Raw genomic sequence first — 16651 nt, 5'->3', positions numbered from 1 at the left:
ACCCTCGCCTTCAGCGCAGGCCCGGCACCAGCAGCGTGATCGCCAGCCCTGCTGCGCCGCACAGGCCCAGCAGCGGCATCACACCGACCTTGAAGCGGAACAGCGCCACGCCGGCGGCAACGGCGATGACCGCCGAGACGATGTCGAAGTGCCCACCGAAGCCCTTCGGCCAGAGGACGTGGTACGCGAAGAACAACGCCAGGTTCAGGATCACGCCCACCACGGCCGCAGTGACGGCCGACAGCGGCGCCGTAAAACCCAGCTTGCCATGCGTGGCCTCGATGGCCGGCCCGCCCGCGAGGATGAAGATGAAGGACGGCAGGAAGGTGAAGAAGGTCACCACGCTGGCCGCCAGCGCCCCCGACAGGAACAAGGCGTCCGGCCCGATCACCTGCTTCAACCATCCGCCGACAAAGCCGACGAAGGCCACCACCATGATCAGCGGGCCGGGCGTGGTTTCGCCAAGTGCCAGGCCATCGATCATCTGCACACCCGACAGCCACTGGTATTGCTCGACAGCCCCCTGGTAGACATAGGGCAGCACCGCATACGCGCCGCCGAAGGTCAGCAGCGCCGCCTTGGTGAAGAACCAGCCCATCTGTGTCAGCGTACCGTGCAGGCCCTGCAGGGCGATGAGCACCCCCATCGCCAGCAACCAGAGACCCAGGCCGACGCCCAGCACCTTGGCGAGATGCGAACGCGAGAAGCGCGCATGCGGCGGCGGTGGCGTGTCATCGTCGATCAGCGCCGGGCCGTAGCTCTTGCTGGCGCTTCCGTGGCCGCCGCCGATAGCGAACACTTCCGGATGCCATCGCGCGCCGAAGTAGCCGATGAGCCCGGCGCCGAGCACGATGGCTGGAAACGGCGTGTCGAACGCAAAGATCGCCACGAAGGCAGCGGCAGCAATGCCCCACATCCACCCGTTCTTCAGCGCGCGGGTGCCGATGCGATGCGCCGCGTGCACCACCAGCGCCGTCACGGCCGGCTTGATGCCATAGAAGATGCCAGCCACCACCGGCACATTGCCAAAGCGCAGGTAGACCCACGACAGCGCGACGAGGATGAACAGCGAAGGCAGCACGAACAACGCACCGGCCACGATGCCGCCCTTCGTGCGATGCATCAGCCAGCCGATGTAGGTCGCCAGTTGCTGGGCCTCGGGGCCGGGCAGCAGCATGCAGAAGTTCAGCGCGTGCAGAAATCGCTTCTCGCTGATCCAGCGCCGGCGCTCGACCAGTTCGGCGTGCATCAGCGCGATCTGCCCTGCCGGGCCGCCGAAGCTGATGAAGCCGAGCTTGAGCCAGAAGCGCAAGGCTTCGGCGAACGAAACCGGCTCGATCGGCCCTGCAGGCGCTGGCGTTGCGGGAGGCTGTGGGGTGTCCGCGGATGGCTTCGTCATGGGTCGCCCACATTACCAACATGTAATCTCCGCCGGACGACGCGCCGATAAAATTTTCGGCATGTGTCGTTTCCGTGCGTTCTTGCTGTGGGCCGTGATGCTCGCGATTCCCTTTCAGGGATTTGCGGCCGTGTCCCAGGCGTTCTGCGCACCGGCACCGGCACCGACCCAGGCGCAGGCGGTGCATGTGGCGTCTTCTTCGCATGACCACGTCGCGCCGGACGGCGATACCGCCCACAAGTGCGGCACTTGCGGCGCCTGCCAGGCAGCGGCGCTGATGCCTTCGGCATCCGTCATGGCCTTCCCTCATCTGCCGGCGGCGGATCTGGTGGAACTGCACAGCGCCATGCAGGCCATCGCGCCCCGCGTTCTCGAAAAACCTCCTCGCGCCTGACCACGCCCGTTGTCGTGCCCGTGATCCGTCACGGGTGCGGCTGCGCGCGCTCGTTCATCTGGCTCCCGATTTTTCTCTCACATCCCCCGACACAAGGAATTTCATGACAACGCTTCACTCCCTGGCCCTGTTCGCCCTTTCCGTATTCACCGCCGCGAGCGCCAGCGCAGCCGGCAGCCATGCGGGCGGCCACGACACCGACGACGCCACGGGCAAGCCCGGCGTCGCCGCCAAGGTCACGCGCACGGTCAAGGTCGACATGACCGATGCGATGCGCTTCACGCCCGCCAACATCGACGTCCGGCAGAACGAGACCGTGCGTTTCGTCGTCACCAACTCCGGCAATCTGAAGCACGAACTCGTGCTCGGCACCGAGAAGGACCTCAAGACGCACTACGAGGCGATGAAGAAAAACCCCGAGATGGAACACGCCGAGCCGAACATGGTGACGCTCGCGCCCGGCAAGACGGGCGAGATCGTCTGGCAGTTCACCGAGGCCGGCAAGGTCGATTTCGGCTGCCTTCAGCCCGGCCACTACGACATGGGCATGAAGGGCGCCGTGAGCGTTGCCAAGGCGGCCGGCAAGTAGGTCGGCAGCGGTTCCCTGGAGGCTGCGTCGGGCTCGCCCTTCGCCGCCCCCAGGTCAGGTGTTGAACCAGTCCCCGGCCGACCGCCCCTGGTCCGGCCCCAGCATCGAGAACCCGCCATCGACCGGAATGTCCGCGCCCGTCACGAAGCGCGCCGCGTCCGAGCACAGGAACATCACCACCTGCGCCACGTCGTCGCCGTCTCCCGCGCGACCCAGCGGGTGCATCGGCGCCGCGACGCGGTCCGCATGCGCCCGGTCGCCGCCGGACATGCGGGACAGCGCGTCCGACCACGTCCAGCCGGGCGACACCGAATTCACCCGCACGCGACGGGGCGCAAGGCTCACCGCCTGGTTGCGCGTGAGCTGCAGGATCGCTGCCTTGGCCGCGGGATACAGCGCCCGGCGCGCCGCGCCGAACTTGCCGCCGACGCTGCCCATGTTCACGATCGCCCCACCCTGCGCCGCCAGCGCGTCGGCGGTCTTCTGCACCAGCATCGCACCGGAAACCAGGTTGACGTCGAGCGCGTGCAGCCATTCGCCGCGCGAAGCCTCCAGCCCCTTGTCGCCGTAGACGACCGCGTTGTTGACCAGGAAGTCGATGCGGCCCGTGCTGGCGAGCGCGTCGGCCACCAGTGCATCGAGCGCCGTGTCCGATGCGATGTCGCAGTTCACGAAGCGGCACAGCGGCCCCAGTTCGGCCTGCAACGCTTCGCCGCGCGCAGTATCGATGTCCACCGCGAGCACCTGCGCGCCGGCCTGTACGAAGGCCCGCACGATGGCGCTGCCGAGCATTGCGGCCGCGCCGGTGACGATCGCGACTTTTCCCTCGAAGCTCATGGCATGGCCTCCATCTGCGCGATCGCGCTGTCGACATTCATCACATCCGCGAGCATGGCCAGCGTTTCCAGGCTGGCCGCGTGCAGGTGTGCCTGCGCGGTGCTGCAGGCATCGGCCACGACCGCCACCTCGAAGCCCAGGTCGCTGGCGTGGCGCGCGCCGTGCTCGACCACATGATTGGTCGCAATGCCTGCCACGTAGAGCCGCGAGGCGCCGGTGCGCCGCACGGCCTCTTCGAGACCGCTGGCCCAGAACGGGTTGTTCCGCTTGTGGGTGATGACGGCCTCGCCCGGCAGCGGTGCCAATTCGTCATAGAACTCCGCGCCCCACTTCCCGTCGAGCACCGCGCCCGTTTCCGCCACGCGCCGGAACAACGTGCAGTTGCGCAGGCAGTCCGCGTAGCCCGGCGCAAAGGCGATGCGCACGAAGATCACGGGCACGCCGTTCGCCCGCGCCCCGGCGATCAGGCGCGCGGCCGATGCGATCAGCCGGGGGCGCGCGGGATCATCGGCCGCCACCCCCACCCGCACCTTGCCGTCGACGTGCAGCACGTCGTTCTGGTAGTGCATGGCCAGCAGCGCGGCGGTCACATGAACACCTGCAGGGCTTCGTGCGCCGCGTCGCAGTTGATGAGGTCGACGCGCTTCATCTGGATGCGGAAACCGCGGCCCTCGCGCTGCAAGGTATGCAGCACGCTGCCGCCGAAGCTGCGCTGCTCGGTCTTGCGCCATTCGAGCAGCAGGAAGGTCGAGCGCACGACAACGCCTGTTTCACTGCGTGATTCGAGCGAGATGTTGCCCAGCACATGCACGGTGCGCGTGGGCGGCTGTTGCGAATAGGCGCGGGCCTGTTCGAGCCGCCGCGCCCGCATCGAGCGCAGCAAGGCGTCTTCGCAGAACAGCGAGGCGTGGTTGAGGTGGTCGGTCTGGCCGTGCACCAGCGGCACCCAGTACAGCCCGTCGGGCGTGAACAGCCGCTGCCATTCGTCCCAGCGGTGCTCGTCCAGGAGGCGTGCTTCGTGGTGCAGGAACTGGGTGATCTCCTGCTGCTCTTGCCAGTCGTTGAAGTTCATTCGGCACCTCCGGCCTGCACGCCCATGTACGCGGCCCAGGTTCGGAACATGTTGCGCGCCGGCATTTCGCTGTTGCCGTTGGAGGCGCGCCCACCAGGCAAAGGCTGGTCGCGCCCGGCCGCCCGGTGCATGCTGACCCAGTCGCCGCCGTCGGAGGCCAGGCCTTCCTGCACGCGATTGTAGGCTTCCAGGTCGTCGGGCATCACGTTCGACGAGGGTGAATTGACGATGTTGGTGTACTTGAGCGTGCGCTGGAAGGTTGCCTCTGGCGCGCCCTTCAGCCGGAAGCTGAAGATTTCCACCAGCGTGCGATCGACCGACAAGGGCCGGATCACGCGGATCTGCTGGAACGAGGTGTGCGGCGAACAGCTCGGGTAGACGATGGTGTTGTGCCGGTTCACGCGCAGGATTTCATCGGCACGCTGCGCGCCCTGGCTGGCTTCGAGCGAGGCCACGTAGGCCAGGCTCACCGGATCGGTCGGCGGCACGAAGATGCCTTCCATGAAGCCGTGGCCATGGTCGTAGCCCTTCAGTTCCAGGTTGGCCCAGAACTCCAGCGGCTCGCCGTTGCCGTCGACGATCACCACCTCGAAGGGCTTGGGCGTGCCGGCCGGCATGGCTTCGTACTCTTCCTTGGCCGCGCGCCACGACGACTCGTGCGTGGCCACCGCGTGAATCGTGTCGTGCAGGTTCTCGAAGAAGATTTTCCAGTTGTTGCGTTGGATCACGCGCTGCACGCCGCCTGCCACCTCCACTTCGCCCTCGGGTGCACGGTCGCAGAAGTTGTCGAGCGACGTGGCCACGCCACCCAGGAATTCGCTGAGTTCGGGGCCGTCCTCGGACAGGCTCGCGAACACGAAGCCGCGGTGGCTGGCCACGCGCGCCACCTTGCGCACCGAATACGCCGGGCTCTTGAGGTCGAGCGCCGTGTCTTCATAGCCGCTGCGCAGGGGCACCGACAGCAGACTGCCGTCGCACTTGAAGGTCCAGCCGTGGTACAGGCAACGCAGGAATTTTCCGGCGCTGCCGCTGCCGTCGGGCACGATCTTGGCGCCCTTGTGCGGGCAGCGGTTGTACAGCACATTCACCTCGCCGTCGGTGTGGCGCACCATCACCACCGACTCGCGGCCCAGGCGCGTGGTGAAGTAGTCGCCGACGTTGGGCACCTGGCTTTTGTGGCCGACGTACAGCCAGGCCTGGCCGAAGACGCGGTCCATTTCCAGCTCGAAGATGGCGGGGTCGGTGTAGACGCGCTTGTGCACGCGGTCAGGCTGCACGAGCGCCTGCAGGTCGATGGTCGTTGTCGTCATGGGGTGAGTCTCCTGAAACTTCGTCAGATGTCGAGCACCAGGTGCGGCGTCTTCGCGCGGGACACGCAGGTGCACATGGTTCGGCCCTCGGCCTTCTCGCGTGCGCTGAGGTTGTGGTCGCGGTGATCGGGAATGCCCTCGACCACATCGACGGCGCACACGCCGCAGTCGCCCTGGCGGCAGTCGTACAAGGGGTCCAAGCCGGCGGCGATGAGCACGTCGAGCAGGCTCTGGCGGGGTGAAACGGTCAGTGTCTTGCCCGAACGCAGGGTGCGCACCTCGAAGGCCGTGTCGCCCGTCTGTTCGAGGGCGCCGGCAAAGAGTTCGCAGTGCACGTGGTCGTCGGGCCATCCGAGCGCTCGGGCGGTGTCCACCACGGCCTGCACCATGCCCCGGGGGCCGCAGACATGCAGATGGCGCCCGGCTTGCGGCCCGGTCAGCACCGCGCGCAGGTCAAGGCCGCGCGACGGGTCGCCACCGTCGTGAACCACCGTGCCGCCCAGCGAACGCACTTCATGCAGATAGGCCGTGGCCTCTTCGCTGCGGGTGGCGTAGTGAAAGTCGAAGGACAACCCTTCGGCCGCCAGCGACCTCGCCATGCAAAGCAGCGGCGTGATGCCGATGCCACCGGCGATCAGCAACGGCGGCGCGCTCCCTTTATGCAGTGCGAAGTCGTTGCGCGGCGGATGCGTGGCAAGGATGGCGCCTTGCGCAAGGCCGTGCATCCAGGCGGAGCCGCCCGCGCCTTGCGGCTCGTGGAGCACGGCGATCTCGTAGCAGTCTTCGCCGGCATGCGGCGCCACCAGCGAATACGCACGCTGCCCGATGCGCCCATTGGGCTGGACCACCTGCACGCCCAGGTGTGCGCCCGGCGCAAACGGCGGCAATGCGCCGCCTCGCGCATCGCTCAGCACAAAGGACTTGATGGCCGGCGTGAGCGGCCTCACGGCCGCCACCACGAGTTCCAGCATGGCGTCGGCGTCTTTCATCCCAGCGGCAGCGCGGGGTCGGCGATGGTCAGCCCGTTCGACTTCGACCAGCGCGGCATCAGGGTGTTCGACGGTTGCGTTTCGTCCACCAGCTTGCGCGCGGTTTCCACGCCCGCCACGGGCAGGCCCTGGGTGTCGAGCAGGCCGATCTGCGCCAGCACGCTGGCCTGGTCCCAATAGATGTGCTCGTGAAAGAGCTTGTCGCCGCGAAATTTCACGATGGCCACGAGCGGAATCTCCACGGCTTTGCCCGTGGGCGCGATGCCCGGCAGCATCCAGTCGATCTCGACCGTGTGGGTGAAGCAGAACAGCATCTCGTCGACGATCTGCGTCGCGCCGACGGTGCGCGAGATGGGCGTGAGCCGCGTGTCCGGCGGTGTGCTCGGAATGAAGTGGTGCTTGTAGAAGCGCGACAGCTCCTTCGCACCCACACCGCCGGTCATGGTCGGGATGTGGTTGACGTAGGGCTCGCTCACCATCGTAGCCATGGTGGCGACCACGTCGCGCATTGCGAACTCGTACTCGCAGTGCTTGTCCCAGAGCGCCGACAGGTCGTAGACGGGCCCGATGGCTTCCTTGAACAGCGCCATGGAGCGCTGGTGCGCCATCAGCGTGGAGGGTTTGTCGAAATGCTCGCCGCCGGTGCGCGCGAAGGCATGGTCCACGCCGGGGTACACATACATCTGCGCGCCCTGCTTGCCGGCGAAGGCATCCAGCACCTGGGTGCGCGCCTCGGCCGGGCAGAACTTGTCGAGTTCGGCAAAGTGCAGCGCGATCGGGCATTCGATCTTCGGCACCAGGTCGAGGGCGGCCTCGATGCCGACGCCGTAGTAGCCCACGGCGGCGTCCACGCCCGAATGCGCGGCCGCCATGTAAGCCAGCTTGCCGCCCAGGCAAAAGCCCAGTGCGCCGACCTTGCCGGTGCAGGCCGGGTGCGCTCGCAATGCCTTCACGCTGGCGGTGACGTCCGAGATGCCCGCCTCGATGTCGAACTTCTGGAAGAAGCCGAATGCGCGTTGCCAGTCTTCCGGCGAATAGCCCAGATCGACATTCGGCTCCATCCGCCAGAACAGGTCGGGCGCCAGCACCACGTAGCCCTCTTCGGCATAGAGATCGGCCACCTCGCGCACGTAGTCGTTGATGCCGAAGATTTCCTGGCACAGCACGATGCCGGGGCCTTTCCCCGAGGCGGGCAATGCCAGGTAGCCGCGAAAGGTCTGGCCGTCGGCGGCCGGGATGTCGATGTACTGACTCATCGTGGGTGTCTTCCGAAGTGATGGGGTTTGCGGGCAATTCTGGGCAGCGCCCTGCCCGCTGTCTGTCCATTTCGTGCAGCCACCCACGCTGCAAGAAACGGATAGCCCGCCGTCACGGCGGCACGCAGACTCCGACCCGCGCTTCGCATCCCCCCACGTCACCCGAATCACCCCGAGAGGAGATTTTTCATGTCGCAGGCAAGCATCAGAACGGCCTTGTTGGCCATCGCCGTCGTCACCGGCGCATCGCCGTCGCTATCGCAGGCACAGGCACAGGCACCGGCCGTCAAGGTCGGTCTCGCGATGGATCTTTCAGGCCCGTTCGCGGTCGGTGGCGCAGAGGCCAAGGCCGGCTTCGCCGTCGCGATGAAGCAGCTCGACGGCAAGCTCGGCGGCGTGCCGGTCGAGTTCGTCGAGGCCGACACCGCCGGCAACCCCGAGACGGCCAGGCAGGTGGTGGATCGCATGCTGTTGCGCGACAAGATCGACCTGTTCACCGGCCCTGTGGGTTCATCCGTCGCGCTCGCCGTGGGGCCACCGCTCTTCGCCGCCAAGGTGCCTTATCTGTCGAGCAACGCCGGGCCGAGCGACTATTCGGGCGCGCGCTGCAACCCGTACTTCTTCGGCGCGTCGTACCCCAACGACGCGTACTACGAATCGGCCGGCAAGTTCGCCTCCGACAAGGGGTTCAAGAAGGTCGCGATGATCGCGCCCAGCTACCCCGGCGGCAAGGACGCCATCAACGGGTTCAAGCACACCTTCAAGGGCACGGTGGGCGATGAGCTTTACACCAAGCTGGGGCAGCTCGACTACTCGGCGGAACTGGCGCAGATCCGCGCGTCGAAGCCCGAGGCGCTGTACTTCTTCCTGCCCGGCGCGATGGGCGTGAGCTTCATCAAGCAGTTCGTCGCCGCGGGGCTGTCGAAGGACGTGGCACTGATCTCGACCGCGTTCTCGGCCGACGAAGACATGATTCCCGCCGTGGGCGAGCCGATGCTCGGGCTCTTCAACACCGCGCACTGGTCGTTCGACCTCGACAACCCCGCCAACCAGCGCTTCGTGGCCGCGTTCCGCCAGCAGAACAACGGGCGCAACCCGTCGTTCTATGCCGGCCAGGCCTACGACGTGCTGATGGCCATGGATGCGGCCGTGCGCGACATTGGCGGCAAGGTGGCCGACAAACCCGCGCTGCTCAAGGCGATCAAGGCGGCGAACTACAGGTCGGTGCGTGGCGACTTCCGCTACGGCCCCAACAACTTCCCCATCCAGAACTACTACCTGCGCGTGATCGCCAGAGATGCCAACGGACGCATTGCCAACAAGGTGATCGGCACCGTGTTCCAGAACTACCAGGACAGCTCGGCCGTGAAGTGCGCGATGAAGTCCTGATCAGTGTCTTGAGGCAGGCTCCCGCGAGGTGTCGCGCGGGAGCTGGCCGAAGCGCTCGCGGTAACAGGCGGCAAAACGGCTCAGGTGCGAGAAGCCGCAGTTGAACGCGATCTGCGTCACGCTCGCGCCGTCGTGTCGTGCCAATTGTTCGTGCGCGGCATCGAGCCGCATGTTGCGCAGCACTTCCATTGGCGAAAGATCGCGGTGGCGCCTGAACAGCAGCGCCAGCATGCGCCGGGTCACCCCGGCAGCATCCGCCACCTCTTCCAGCGACAGCGGGGCTTCGAGCCGGCTGCGCATGAATTCCTCTGCCCGCCGCAACTGCCGCAGGCTGGTCGCCTCCGATCCGAGCCGCAGGGCATCGTGCTGCCTTCGCACCGAGTTGGGCCGGTGGCACAACAGGTAAAGCATGAGGTTGTCTTCGCAGTGCGCGAGCCACCGCGGATCGTACGGTGTGCTGCCGTTAGATGGCAGCAACGACGCCAGGTTGGCCACCATGCGGCACCACTGCGTGCCGGCGGCGTCGTCGAGCCGCAGCGGCATCTCGAAGTCGATCTCGCCGATCTCGTCCGCATGGCGCGCTGCAAAGGCGCGGCGCGCCACTTCCTGCAGGCGGCTGAGTTCGATCTTCAGCATGAGCTGTTCGCAGTCCGCATGCCAGCGCAGCCGCACGGGCTTGTGCGCGGACACCACCGCGCCCTGCCCGGGATGGATATGCAGCGTCTCGCCGCCCGCGTGGATTTCGGCGTGGCCCCGCAAGGGCATCTGGACCAGCACGAAATTGCCCAGCGCATCGGGCTCGATGTCGACATCGCAGCCATAGCGCAGGATGCACAAGGACAGTGCGCCCAACTCGGCGCGGCAGAAGATCGAATCGACCTTGCCGCGCCCCCAGACGCTGCGGTGCGCCTTCAGCTCATGGGCAACCAGCGCATGCGTCTCGTCCGCCTTGCGCGAGCGGAAGACCTCGCGTCCGTACAGAGGAAAAAGCTGCTGGCTCGACCATGCGTCCACGAACACTCCCAAGGGCCAAAGTGGGGAAATTTACTGCCGGCTGGCGCTTCCTGCCATGGGGGTTGCCCGGGCGGTAGCGCCAAAGCTGCAAGAAGCTTGCCCGGCCATGAGCCCCGCCGGGCCCTCAGCGGGCCGCTTCGAGGTGCGTCACGGTGGGCTTGCCCTTCATGACCTCCACATGGAACTTGACCTTGTCGCCGGCCTTCACCTGGTCGAGCATCTTCCTGTCGGCGACATCGAAGCCCATGGTCATGGGCGGCATGGCGAGGTTCGGAATGTCGCCGTGCTTGAGCACGATCACGCCGCCCGCCATGTCGATCTTCTGGACGACCGCGTCGGTCAGCATGCCGGCCGCCTGCGAAGCGGGTGCCGCTGTCTTCATGGACGACATTTCGTCCTTCGACATCTGGGCCTGGGCAGCAACGGCCGATGCTGCGAGCAGCACGAATGCGAGGGAATGCAGGGCTTTCATGGGGTAACTCCTTCAATGGGTTGGGTGGAAACAGCAGACAAACGGGTGCGCGCGGCATTGCCACGCCGGCGCATCAAGTACCAGGCGGCCGGAACAACGAGCATGCTGAGCAGCGGCGCGGTGATCATGCCGCCGACCATCGGCGCGGCAATGCGCGTCATCACCTCCGAGCCGGTACCGCTGCCCCACAGGATCGGCAGCAGACCGGCCATCACCACGGCCACCGTCATGGCCTTGGGGCGCACGCGCAACACCGCGCCTTCGCGGATCGCGGCCAGCAGGGTGTCGTCGTTCATAGGTTCGCCGGCTTCCAGGCGCCGCGCCAACGCGTTCTTCAGGTAGACCAGCATCACCACGCCGAACTCGGTCGCCACGCCCGCCAGCGCAATGAAGCCGACCGCCGTGGCCACCGAGATCGAATGGCCCAGCGCCCAGATCAGCCAGAAGCCGCCAATGAGCGAGAACGGCACGGCCGCCATCACCAGCGCCGCATCGCCGAACGAGCGGAACAGCAGGTAGAGCAGCACGAAGATGACCGCCAGCGTGACGGGCACGACCAGCTTCAGCCGCTCGGTCGCGCGCTCCAGGTACTCGAACTGGCCCGACCACGACACCGCATAGCCGGCGGGCATCTTCACGGCCTTGTCGACAGCGGCCTGCATGTCGTTGACGGCGGAACGCAAGTCGCGGCCGCGCACGTCCACATACACCCAGCCCGACAGCCGCGCGTTCTCGCTGCGCAGCATCGGCGGGCCGTCTTCGATGGTGATCTTCGCCACGTCGCCGAGCAGCAGTTGCGCGCCCTTGCCGGTCACGAAGGGCAATTGCCGCAGACGCTCCAGCGAATCGCGGATCTCGCGCGGGTAGCGCACGTTGATCGGATAGCGCTCGCGGCCCGAGATGACTTCGCCCACGTTCTCGCCGCCGATGGCCGTGGACACCACCGCCTGCACATCGGCCACCGAGAGCCCGTAGCGCGCGGCAGCCAGCCGGTCGACATCGACGTCGATGTAGCGCCCGCCCGTCAATCGTTCCGCCAGTGCCGACGACACGCCGGGAACGTTCTTCACGGCCGCTTCGATCTGCGTGGTCAGCGCATCGATGGTGGCCAGGTCGGCGCCCGCCACCTTGATGCCCACAGGGCTCTTGATGCCGGTCGCCAGCATGTCGATGCGGTTGCGGATGGGTGGCACCCACACGTTGGTCAGGCCCGGCACCTTCACCGCGCGGTCCAGCTCTTCGACCAGCCTGTCGGCCGTCATGCCCGCGCGCCATTGCGCCTTCGGCTTGAACTGGATGGTGGTCTCGAACATTTCGAGCGGGGCCGGGTCGGTCGCCGTGTCCGCGCGACCCGCCTTGCCGAACACGCGCGCAACCTCCGGCACGGTCTTGATGAGGCGGTCGGTCTGCTGCAGCAGCTCGGAGGCCTTCGACACCGACAACCCCGGCAGCGCGGAGGGCATGTAGAGCAGGTCGCCTTCGTCCAGCGGCGGCATGAACTCACCGCCGAGGCGCATCAACGGCACCGCCGTCAGCGCCAGCAGCACTGCGGCCATGGCCAGCGTTCCCTTGGGAAAGCGCAGCACCAGTTCCAGCGCGGGCCTGTACACCGCCATCAGGAAGCGGTTCACGGGGTTGGCGGCTTCGTGCGGAATGCGCCCCCGGATCAGGTAGCCCATGAGCACCGGGATCAGCGTCACAGACAGCCCCGCCGCAGCCGCCATCGCGTAGGTCTTGGTGAAAGCCAGCGGTGAGAACAAGCGCCCTTCCTGTGCTTCGAGCGAGAACACCGGCACGAAGGACAGCGTGATCACCAGCAGCGAGAAGAACAGCGCGGGCCCGACTTCCACGGAGGCATCGGCAACGAGCTGCCACCGTTCCGCCACGGTCGGTTGCCGGTCATGCGTCGTCTCGAAGGTCTCGATGTGCTTGTGCACGTTCTCGACCATCACGATGGCGCCGTCTACCATCGCGCCGATGGCAATCGCGATGCCGCCCAGCGACATGATGTTGGCGTTGACGCCCTGCCAGTGCATGACGATGAACGCAGCCAGCACGCCGACCGGCAAGGCCACGACCGCCACCAGCGCCGAGCGCAGGTGGAACAGGAAGACCGCGCAGACCAGCGCAACAACGATGAATTCCTCGATCAGCTTGGCGCGCAGGTTCTCGACGGCGCGGTCGATCAGCAGCGAGCGGTCGTAGGTCGGCACGATCTCGACGCCCGGCGGCAGGCTGGGCTTGAGGGTTTCCAGCTTCGCCTTGACGGCCTCGATGGTCGAGCGCGCGTTCTTGCCCGAGCGCATGACGATCACGCCGCCGGCCACTTCGCCCTCCCCGTCCAGCTCGGCGATGCCGCGCCGCATCTCGGAGCCGACCTGCACCGTCGCCACATCACGCAGCAGCACCGGCGTGGCGCCGGACACGGCCAGCGGGATCGTGCGGAAGTCGTCCAGCGAGCGCAGGTAGCCGCGCGAGCGCACCATGTACTCGGCCTCGGCAAATTCGACGACCGAGCCGCCCGATGCCTGGTTGGCCTTCTGCAAGGCGTCCACCACCGTCTGTTGCGTGATGCCCAGCGCGCGCATGCGGTCGGGGTCGAGCACCACCTGGTATTGCCGCACCATGCCGCCGATGCTGGCGACTTCGGCCACATCGGGCACGGTCTTCAGCTCGAATTTGAGGAACCAGTCGTTGAGCGCGCGCAACTGTCCGATGTCGCGCGTGCCCGTGCGATCGACCAGCGCGTATTCGTAGACCCAGCCGACGCCCGTGGCGTCAGGGCCCAGCGAGGCGTTGGCGCCTGCGGGCAGCTTGCTCTGCACCTGGTTCAAGTACTCCACCACGCGCGAGCGTGCCCAGTACGGATCGGTCTTGTCGTCGAACAGCACGTAGACGAACGAATCGCCGAAGAAGGAATAGCCGCGCACGGTCTTGGCACCGGGCACGCTGAGCATGGTGGTGGTCAGCGGATAGGTCACGAGGTCTTCGACCACCTGGGGCGCCTTGCCCGGGAAAGGCGTGCGGATGATGACCTGCGTGTCCGAGAGATCGGGCAATGCATCGAGCGGCGTGCGCGCCACCGACCACCAGCCGGCGGCCACCAGGAACACGGTCGCGATCAGCACCAGGAAGCGGTTGCCGACCGACCAGCGGATGAGCGCGGCGATCATGGCTTGGCGCCCGCCTGCACGCGCTGCACGGAGACCAGTTCATAGCCCGTGGGGCCACCTTCCTTGAACTCGAAGCGAACCGTGTCGCCGGGCTTGATGTCCGGGAAAGCAGCCGGCGCGGTCTTGGCGAAGCCCATCGTCATGGCCGGCCACTTGAGCGTTGCGACGGGGCCATGCGAGATGGTGATGCCGTCGGGCGCCACGCTTTCGACCTTGCCTTGTGCCTTGTGAATTGCGACGGCCGGCGCCGAGGCTGCTGTGGCCGGAGCGGTTGCCGGTGCAGCCATGTTGCCCAGCACGGAGCGCAGCCGCGCTTCGGAGTCGATCAGGAACTGGCCGCTGGCCACCACCTGGTCGCCGTCGACAAGACCCGAGACGACCTCGATGTCGTCGCCCATGTCCGCACCCAGCGACACGTCGCGCGGCTCGAACGCGCCATCGGCCTTGCGCACGATGACGACGGCACGCTTGCCGGTGCGGATCACGGCTTCGGCGGGCACGACCAGCCGGGTGCTGCTGGCACCGGCCACCTGCAGCCGCAGCAGCATGCCGGGCACCAGCTTTCCGTGCTTGTTGTCGACCTCGAAGCGGGCTTTCAGCGTGCGTGTGGCCACGTTGACTTCGGGAAGGATCTCGTCGAGCGTGCCGTCGAAGGACTGCGCCGCATCGGCCTGGAGAGTCGCCTTGACCTTCTGGCCGCGCACAAGGCGCACCGCCTGCGCTTCGGGAATCTCGACCACCGCCCAGACTTTTTCCAGGCCAGCGATGCGGAACAGCGTCATGCCGGGCGTGACCGCGACGCCTTCGCGCACGCCGAGTTCGGCCACGACGCCATCGGCCGGCGCGGCCAGAACGTAGCGCGCCTGCGCGGTGCCCGTCTCTTCACTGCGCCGGATGAGATCGCCCGGAATCGACATGGCCCGCATGCGCTCACGCGCCGCCGCGATGAGGTCGGAAGAAACGCCGGATCGCTTGAGCGCAAGCAGCTCGTTCTGCGGCCCGAGCCATTCCGGCGCGAAGACCGTTGCCAGGGCCTGCCCCTTGCGCACACGCTCCATCGGCGCGCGCACCGACAGGTGTTCGACATACCCGCCAACGCGGGTCTGCACCGCGACATTGAGCCGTTCGTCGAACTGCACGCTGCCGACCGCGTCGAACGAGGCGGAGGTTTCCGTCCGTCGCACGCTGGCATAGCGGATGCCCAGGTTCTGCTGGACCGAGGGACTGACCTTCACGCCCTCCTCGCCACCCGAGCCCGTTGTGCTGTCGGCGTACACCGGGACCAGTTGCATGTCCATGAAGGGTGACTTGCCGGGCTTGTCGAAACGCTGGCCCGGCACCATCGGATCGCGCCAGTAGAGAACCTTGCGGCCATCGGCAGCCGGAGCCGCCATCGACGCATCCGCAGGCTGCGCGGTCTTGCGGCCCAGGTAGAAGGCGCCTGCGGCGAGCAACAGGGCGGCCAGCAAAAAGGCGCCCATCGTGTGTGTTCTGTTCATTGCGCCACCTCGGCGGTCAGCGGCCGCAAGGCCAGTTGGATTCGAGCTTTGGCAAGGTCGCGCTGCAGCGTCAGCAGCTTGCGCCGTGCCTCGACTTCGGCGTGCCGTGCCTCGAACAGCACGACGAGGCTGCCCTGGTTGGATTGGTAGGCGGCTGTCGCGGCAGCCGTTCTTTGACCGGCGGGAACGACGACGCCGCTGCCATAGCGGTCGATGCGCTGCTGCAGGCGCTGCGCATCGCCGTACAGCGACCGGTACTCGGCGATGGCAACCCGGGTGGCTTCGGCCAGATCGGCTTCGGCCTTCTCGACCAGCGCCAGCTTGCTCGCGGTGTCCCGGTCCTGGCGTTCGCCAGGCGCCACGGGCAGCGGGATGCTCACGCCCACCGACACCATGTCGGAATAGCCGGTGCGCTGGCCGTAGGCCACCTCCCAGGTCCAGTTGGGCTTGCGGTTGGACGCTGTGACGTCTGCCGCCCGCCTGGCCATATCGACATCGCGCTGCATCGCGGCGACTGTGGGGTGGCTGGCGATGTAGCTTTGCTCGGTGGGGAGCGGGATGACCCCCGGGGGCATCAATTCGTCGGGCGGTACGCCGACCCAGCGCTCGAATGCGACGCGCGCGGTGTTCTGTTGCTGCCGGACTTCGGCCGTCTCGTCTTCCGAGATGCCGCGTGCGCCGGCCAGTGCCAGCACGTCCTGGCTGTTCCCCACCGCCGAGGACAGGCGTGCGCGCGATGCTTCCAGCTCTTCATGAGCGTGGTGTTCCATGAGCGTCGAGAGCTTCAAAGTCTCGCCGGCATAGAAGGCGTCGAGGTACGCGAGCGCGGCTTGCAGTCGGGCGTCGGCCGCAGCGACGCGCGCCTGCACCGCCTCCCGGTCGACCGAGGCATCGGCCGCCGCTTGCCGCGCTGCGCGCTTGTCGGCGGACAGCCATTCCTGGCTGATGCCGATGCGCTTCATCGTCATCGAGTCGCGCGTGGTGTGGAAGCGATCCGGGCCCGTTGCCGGCAGGTTGTCGATGCCGATGCGCAGCGTCGGATCGGGAAACTGGGCCGCAGCCCGGGATGCTTCCGTGGCGCTCAGTACGCCGGCACGGGCAGCGCGCGCCGTTTCGGAGCGCTGGACGGCGAGCTGAAGGGCTGTATCGAAAGAAAGAGGCGTGGCCACCGCGAGGTACGGCAGCAGCGCAGCGGCCAAAGCGGCCGCGCGCGGGAAAGGAATGGACATGGAAACTCCGCAGACGAACGAGGCAATCG

General features: G+C 67.0%; 15 protein-coding genes. 3 read left to right on the top strand and 12 right to left on the bottom strand.

What is annotated here, in order from left to right:
• Nucleotides 1-10 precede the first annotated feature (10 nt).
• Nucleotides 11-1399, bottom strand: coding sequence for a chromate efflux transporter (chrA, locus tag H7F35_RS28480; RefSeq protein WP_187109869.1), 1389 nt, complete (start codon nt 1397-1399; stop codon nt 11-13).
• 61 nt (nt 1400-1460) lie between these two features.
• Between chrA and H7F35_RS28475 the strand changes: the two genes are divergently transcribed.
• Both H7F35_RS28475 and H7F35_RS28470 read left to right on the top strand, forming a co-directional pair.
• Nucleotides 1461-1793 carry a hypothetical protein gene (locus tag H7F35_RS28475; RefSeq protein ID WP_261803391.1) on the top strand — a complete coding sequence of 111 codons (333 nt, stop codon included), beginning with the start codon at nt 1461-1463 and terminating at the stop codon, nt 1791-1793.
• Nucleotides 1794-1896: 103 nt separating this feature from the next.
• Nucleotides 1897-2382, top strand: a complete 486-nt coding sequence (locus H7F35_RS28470; protein WP_187109868.1) for a plastocyanin/azurin family copper-binding protein — start codon at nt 1897-1899, stop codon at nt 2380-2382.
• Nucleotides 2383-2436: 54 nt separating this feature from the next.
• On the opposite strand, the gene H7F35_RS28465 is transcribed toward H7F35_RS28470, so the two are convergent.
• Genes H7F35_RS28465 through H7F35_RS28440 form a run of 6 tightly spaced genes read right to left on the bottom strand, consistent with a single transcriptional unit; the run spans nt 2437 to nt 7846 of the window.
• Nucleotides 2437-3219, bottom strand: a complete 783-nt coding sequence (locus H7F35_RS28465) for an SDR family oxidoreductase (RefSeq protein ID WP_187109867.1) — start codon at nt 3217-3219, stop codon at nt 2437-2439.
• Nucleotides 3216-3809, bottom strand: a complete 594-nt coding sequence (locus H7F35_RS28460) for a cysteine hydrolase family protein (RefSeq protein ID WP_187109866.1) — start codon at nt 3807-3809, stop codon at nt 3216-3218. Before H7F35_RS28460 ends, H7F35_RS28465 begins: the two co-directional genes overlap by 4 nt.
• Nucleotides 3806-4291, bottom strand: coding sequence for an aromatic-ring-hydroxylating dioxygenase subunit beta (locus H7F35_RS28455; protein ID WP_187109865.1), 486 nt, complete (start codon nt 4289-4291; stop codon nt 3806-3808). Before H7F35_RS28455 ends, H7F35_RS28460 begins: the two co-directional genes overlap by 4 nt.
• Nucleotides 4288-5601: an aromatic ring-hydroxylating dioxygenase subunit alpha gene (locus H7F35_RS28450; RefSeq protein WP_187109864.1), complete on the bottom strand. Its 1314-nt coding sequence runs from the start codon at nt 5599-5601 to the stop codon at nt 4288-4290. Before H7F35_RS28450 ends, H7F35_RS28455 begins: the two co-directional genes overlap by 4 nt.
• A 23-nt stretch (nt 5602-5624) precedes the next feature.
• Complete coding sequence (locus tag H7F35_RS28445) at nt 5625-6590, bottom strand: PDR/VanB family oxidoreductase (RefSeq protein ID WP_187109863.1); 966 nt, start codon at nt 6588-6590, stop codon at nt 5625-5627.
• Nucleotides 6587-7846 carry a dienelactone hydrolase family protein gene (locus H7F35_RS28440; RefSeq protein WP_187109862.1) on the bottom strand — a complete coding sequence of 420 codons (1260 nt, stop codon included), beginning with the start codon at nt 7844-7846 and terminating at the stop codon, nt 6587-6589. The genes H7F35_RS28445 and H7F35_RS28440 overlap by 4 nt, the downstream gene beginning before the upstream one ends.
• Nucleotides 7847-8035: 189 nt before the next feature.
• Here H7F35_RS28440 and H7F35_RS28435 point away from each other — a divergent pair, with 189 nt between their 5' ends.
• Nucleotides 8036-9235: an ABC transporter substrate-binding protein gene (locus H7F35_RS28435; RefSeq protein WP_187109861.1), complete on the top strand. Its 1200-nt coding sequence runs from the start codon at nt 8036-8038 to the stop codon at nt 9233-9235.
• On the opposite strand, the gene H7F35_RS28430 is transcribed toward H7F35_RS28435, so the two are convergent.
• The 5 genes from H7F35_RS28430 to H7F35_RS28410 all read right to left on the bottom strand — a co-directional run bounded on the left by H7F35_RS28430 (nt 9236) and on the right by H7F35_RS28410 (nt 16622).
• Entirely contained in the window at nt 9236-10249 is a 1014-nt protein-coding gene (locus tag H7F35_RS28430; RefSeq protein ID WP_187109860.1) for an AraC family transcriptional regulator, read from the bottom strand.
• Between the two features lie 124 nt (nt 10250-10373).
• On the bottom strand, nt 10374-10721 hold the full coding sequence (locus H7F35_RS28425; RefSeq protein WP_261803390.1) for a copper-binding protein: 348 nt from the start codon (nt 10719-10721) through the stop codon (nt 10374-10376).
• Nucleotides 10718-13894, bottom strand: a complete 3177-nt coding sequence (locus H7F35_RS28420) for an efflux RND transporter permease subunit (protein ID WP_261803389.1) — start codon at nt 13892-13894, stop codon at nt 10718-10720. The genes H7F35_RS28425 and H7F35_RS28420 overlap by 4 nt, the downstream gene beginning before the upstream one ends.
• Nucleotides 13891-15393, bottom strand: coding sequence for an efflux RND transporter periplasmic adaptor subunit (locus H7F35_RS28415; protein WP_187109859.1), 1503 nt, complete (start codon nt 15391-15393; stop codon nt 13891-13893). Before H7F35_RS28415 ends, H7F35_RS28420 begins: the two co-directional genes overlap by 4 nt.
• The gene (locus H7F35_RS28410; RefSeq protein WP_187109858.1) at nt 15390-16622 is read right to left on the bottom strand and encodes a TolC family protein; all 1233 of its coding nucleotides are present in this window, start codon (nt 16620-16622) and stop codon (nt 15390-15392) included. The genes H7F35_RS28415 and H7F35_RS28410 overlap by 4 nt, the downstream gene beginning before the upstream one ends.
• Nucleotides 16623-16651 lie beyond the last annotated feature (29 nt).

It is taken from the genome of Variovorax sp. PAMC26660 (assembly GCF_014302995.1).
In the GTDB taxonomy this organism is placed as follows: domain Bacteria; phylum Pseudomonadota; class Gammaproteobacteria; order Burkholderiales; family Burkholderiaceae_C; genus Variovorax.
The sequence above is the reverse complement of the archived record's forward strand: the minus strand, read 5'-3'. Positions and strand labels throughout refer to the sequence as shown.

Excerpts from the sequence above, each read along its gene's own strand:
- H7F35_RS28435 (WP_187109861.1), top strand. The coding sequence starts at position 8,036 with ATGTCGCAGGCAAGCATCAGAACGGCCTTGTTGGCCATCGCCGTCGTC.
- H7F35_RS28425 (WP_261803390.1), bottom strand. The coding sequence starts at position 10,721 with ATGAAAGCCCTGCATTCCCTCGCATTCGTGCTGCTCGCAGCATCGGCC.
- H7F35_RS28470 (WP_187109868.1), top strand. The coding sequence starts at position 1,897 with ATGACAACGCTTCACTCCCTGGCCCTGTTCGCCCTTTCCGTATTCACC.
- H7F35_RS28420 (WP_261803389.1), bottom strand. The coding sequence starts at position 13,894 with ATGATCGCCGCGCTCATCCGCTGGTCGGTCGGCAACCGCTTCCTGGTG.
- chrA (WP_187109869.1), bottom strand. The coding sequence starts at position 1,399 with ATGACGAAGCCATCCGCGGACACCCCACAGCCTCCCGCAACGCCAGCG.
- H7F35_RS28465 (WP_187109867.1), bottom strand. The coding sequence starts at position 3,219 with ATGAGCTTCGAGGGAAAAGTCGCGATCGTCACCGGCGCGGCCGCAATG.
- H7F35_RS28440 (WP_187109862.1), bottom strand. The coding sequence starts at position 7,846 with ATGAGTCAGTACATCGACATCCCGGCCGCCGACGGCCAGACCTTTCGC.
- H7F35_RS28415 (WP_187109859.1), bottom strand. The coding sequence starts at position 15,393 with ATGAACAGAACACACACGATGGGCGCCTTTTTGCTGGCCGCCCTGTTG.
- H7F35_RS28410 (WP_187109858.1), bottom strand. The coding sequence starts at position 16,622 with ATGTCCATTCCTTTCCCGCGCGCGGCCGCTTTGGCCGCTGCGCTGCTG.
- H7F35_RS28445 (WP_187109863.1), bottom strand. The coding sequence starts at position 6,590 with ATGAAAGACGCCGACGCCATGCTGGAACTCGTGGTGGCGGCCGTGAGG.
- H7F35_RS28455 (WP_187109865.1), bottom strand. The coding sequence starts at position 4,291 with ATGAACTTCAACGACTGGCAAGAGCAGCAGGAGATCACCCAGTTCCTG.
- H7F35_RS28450 (WP_187109864.1), bottom strand. The coding sequence starts at position 5,601 with ATGACGACAACGACCATCGACCTGCAGGCGCTCGTGCAGCCTGACCGC.
- H7F35_RS28475 (WP_261803391.1), top strand. The coding sequence starts at position 1,461 with ATGTGTCGTTTCCGTGCGTTCTTGCTGTGGGCCGTGATGCTCGCGATT.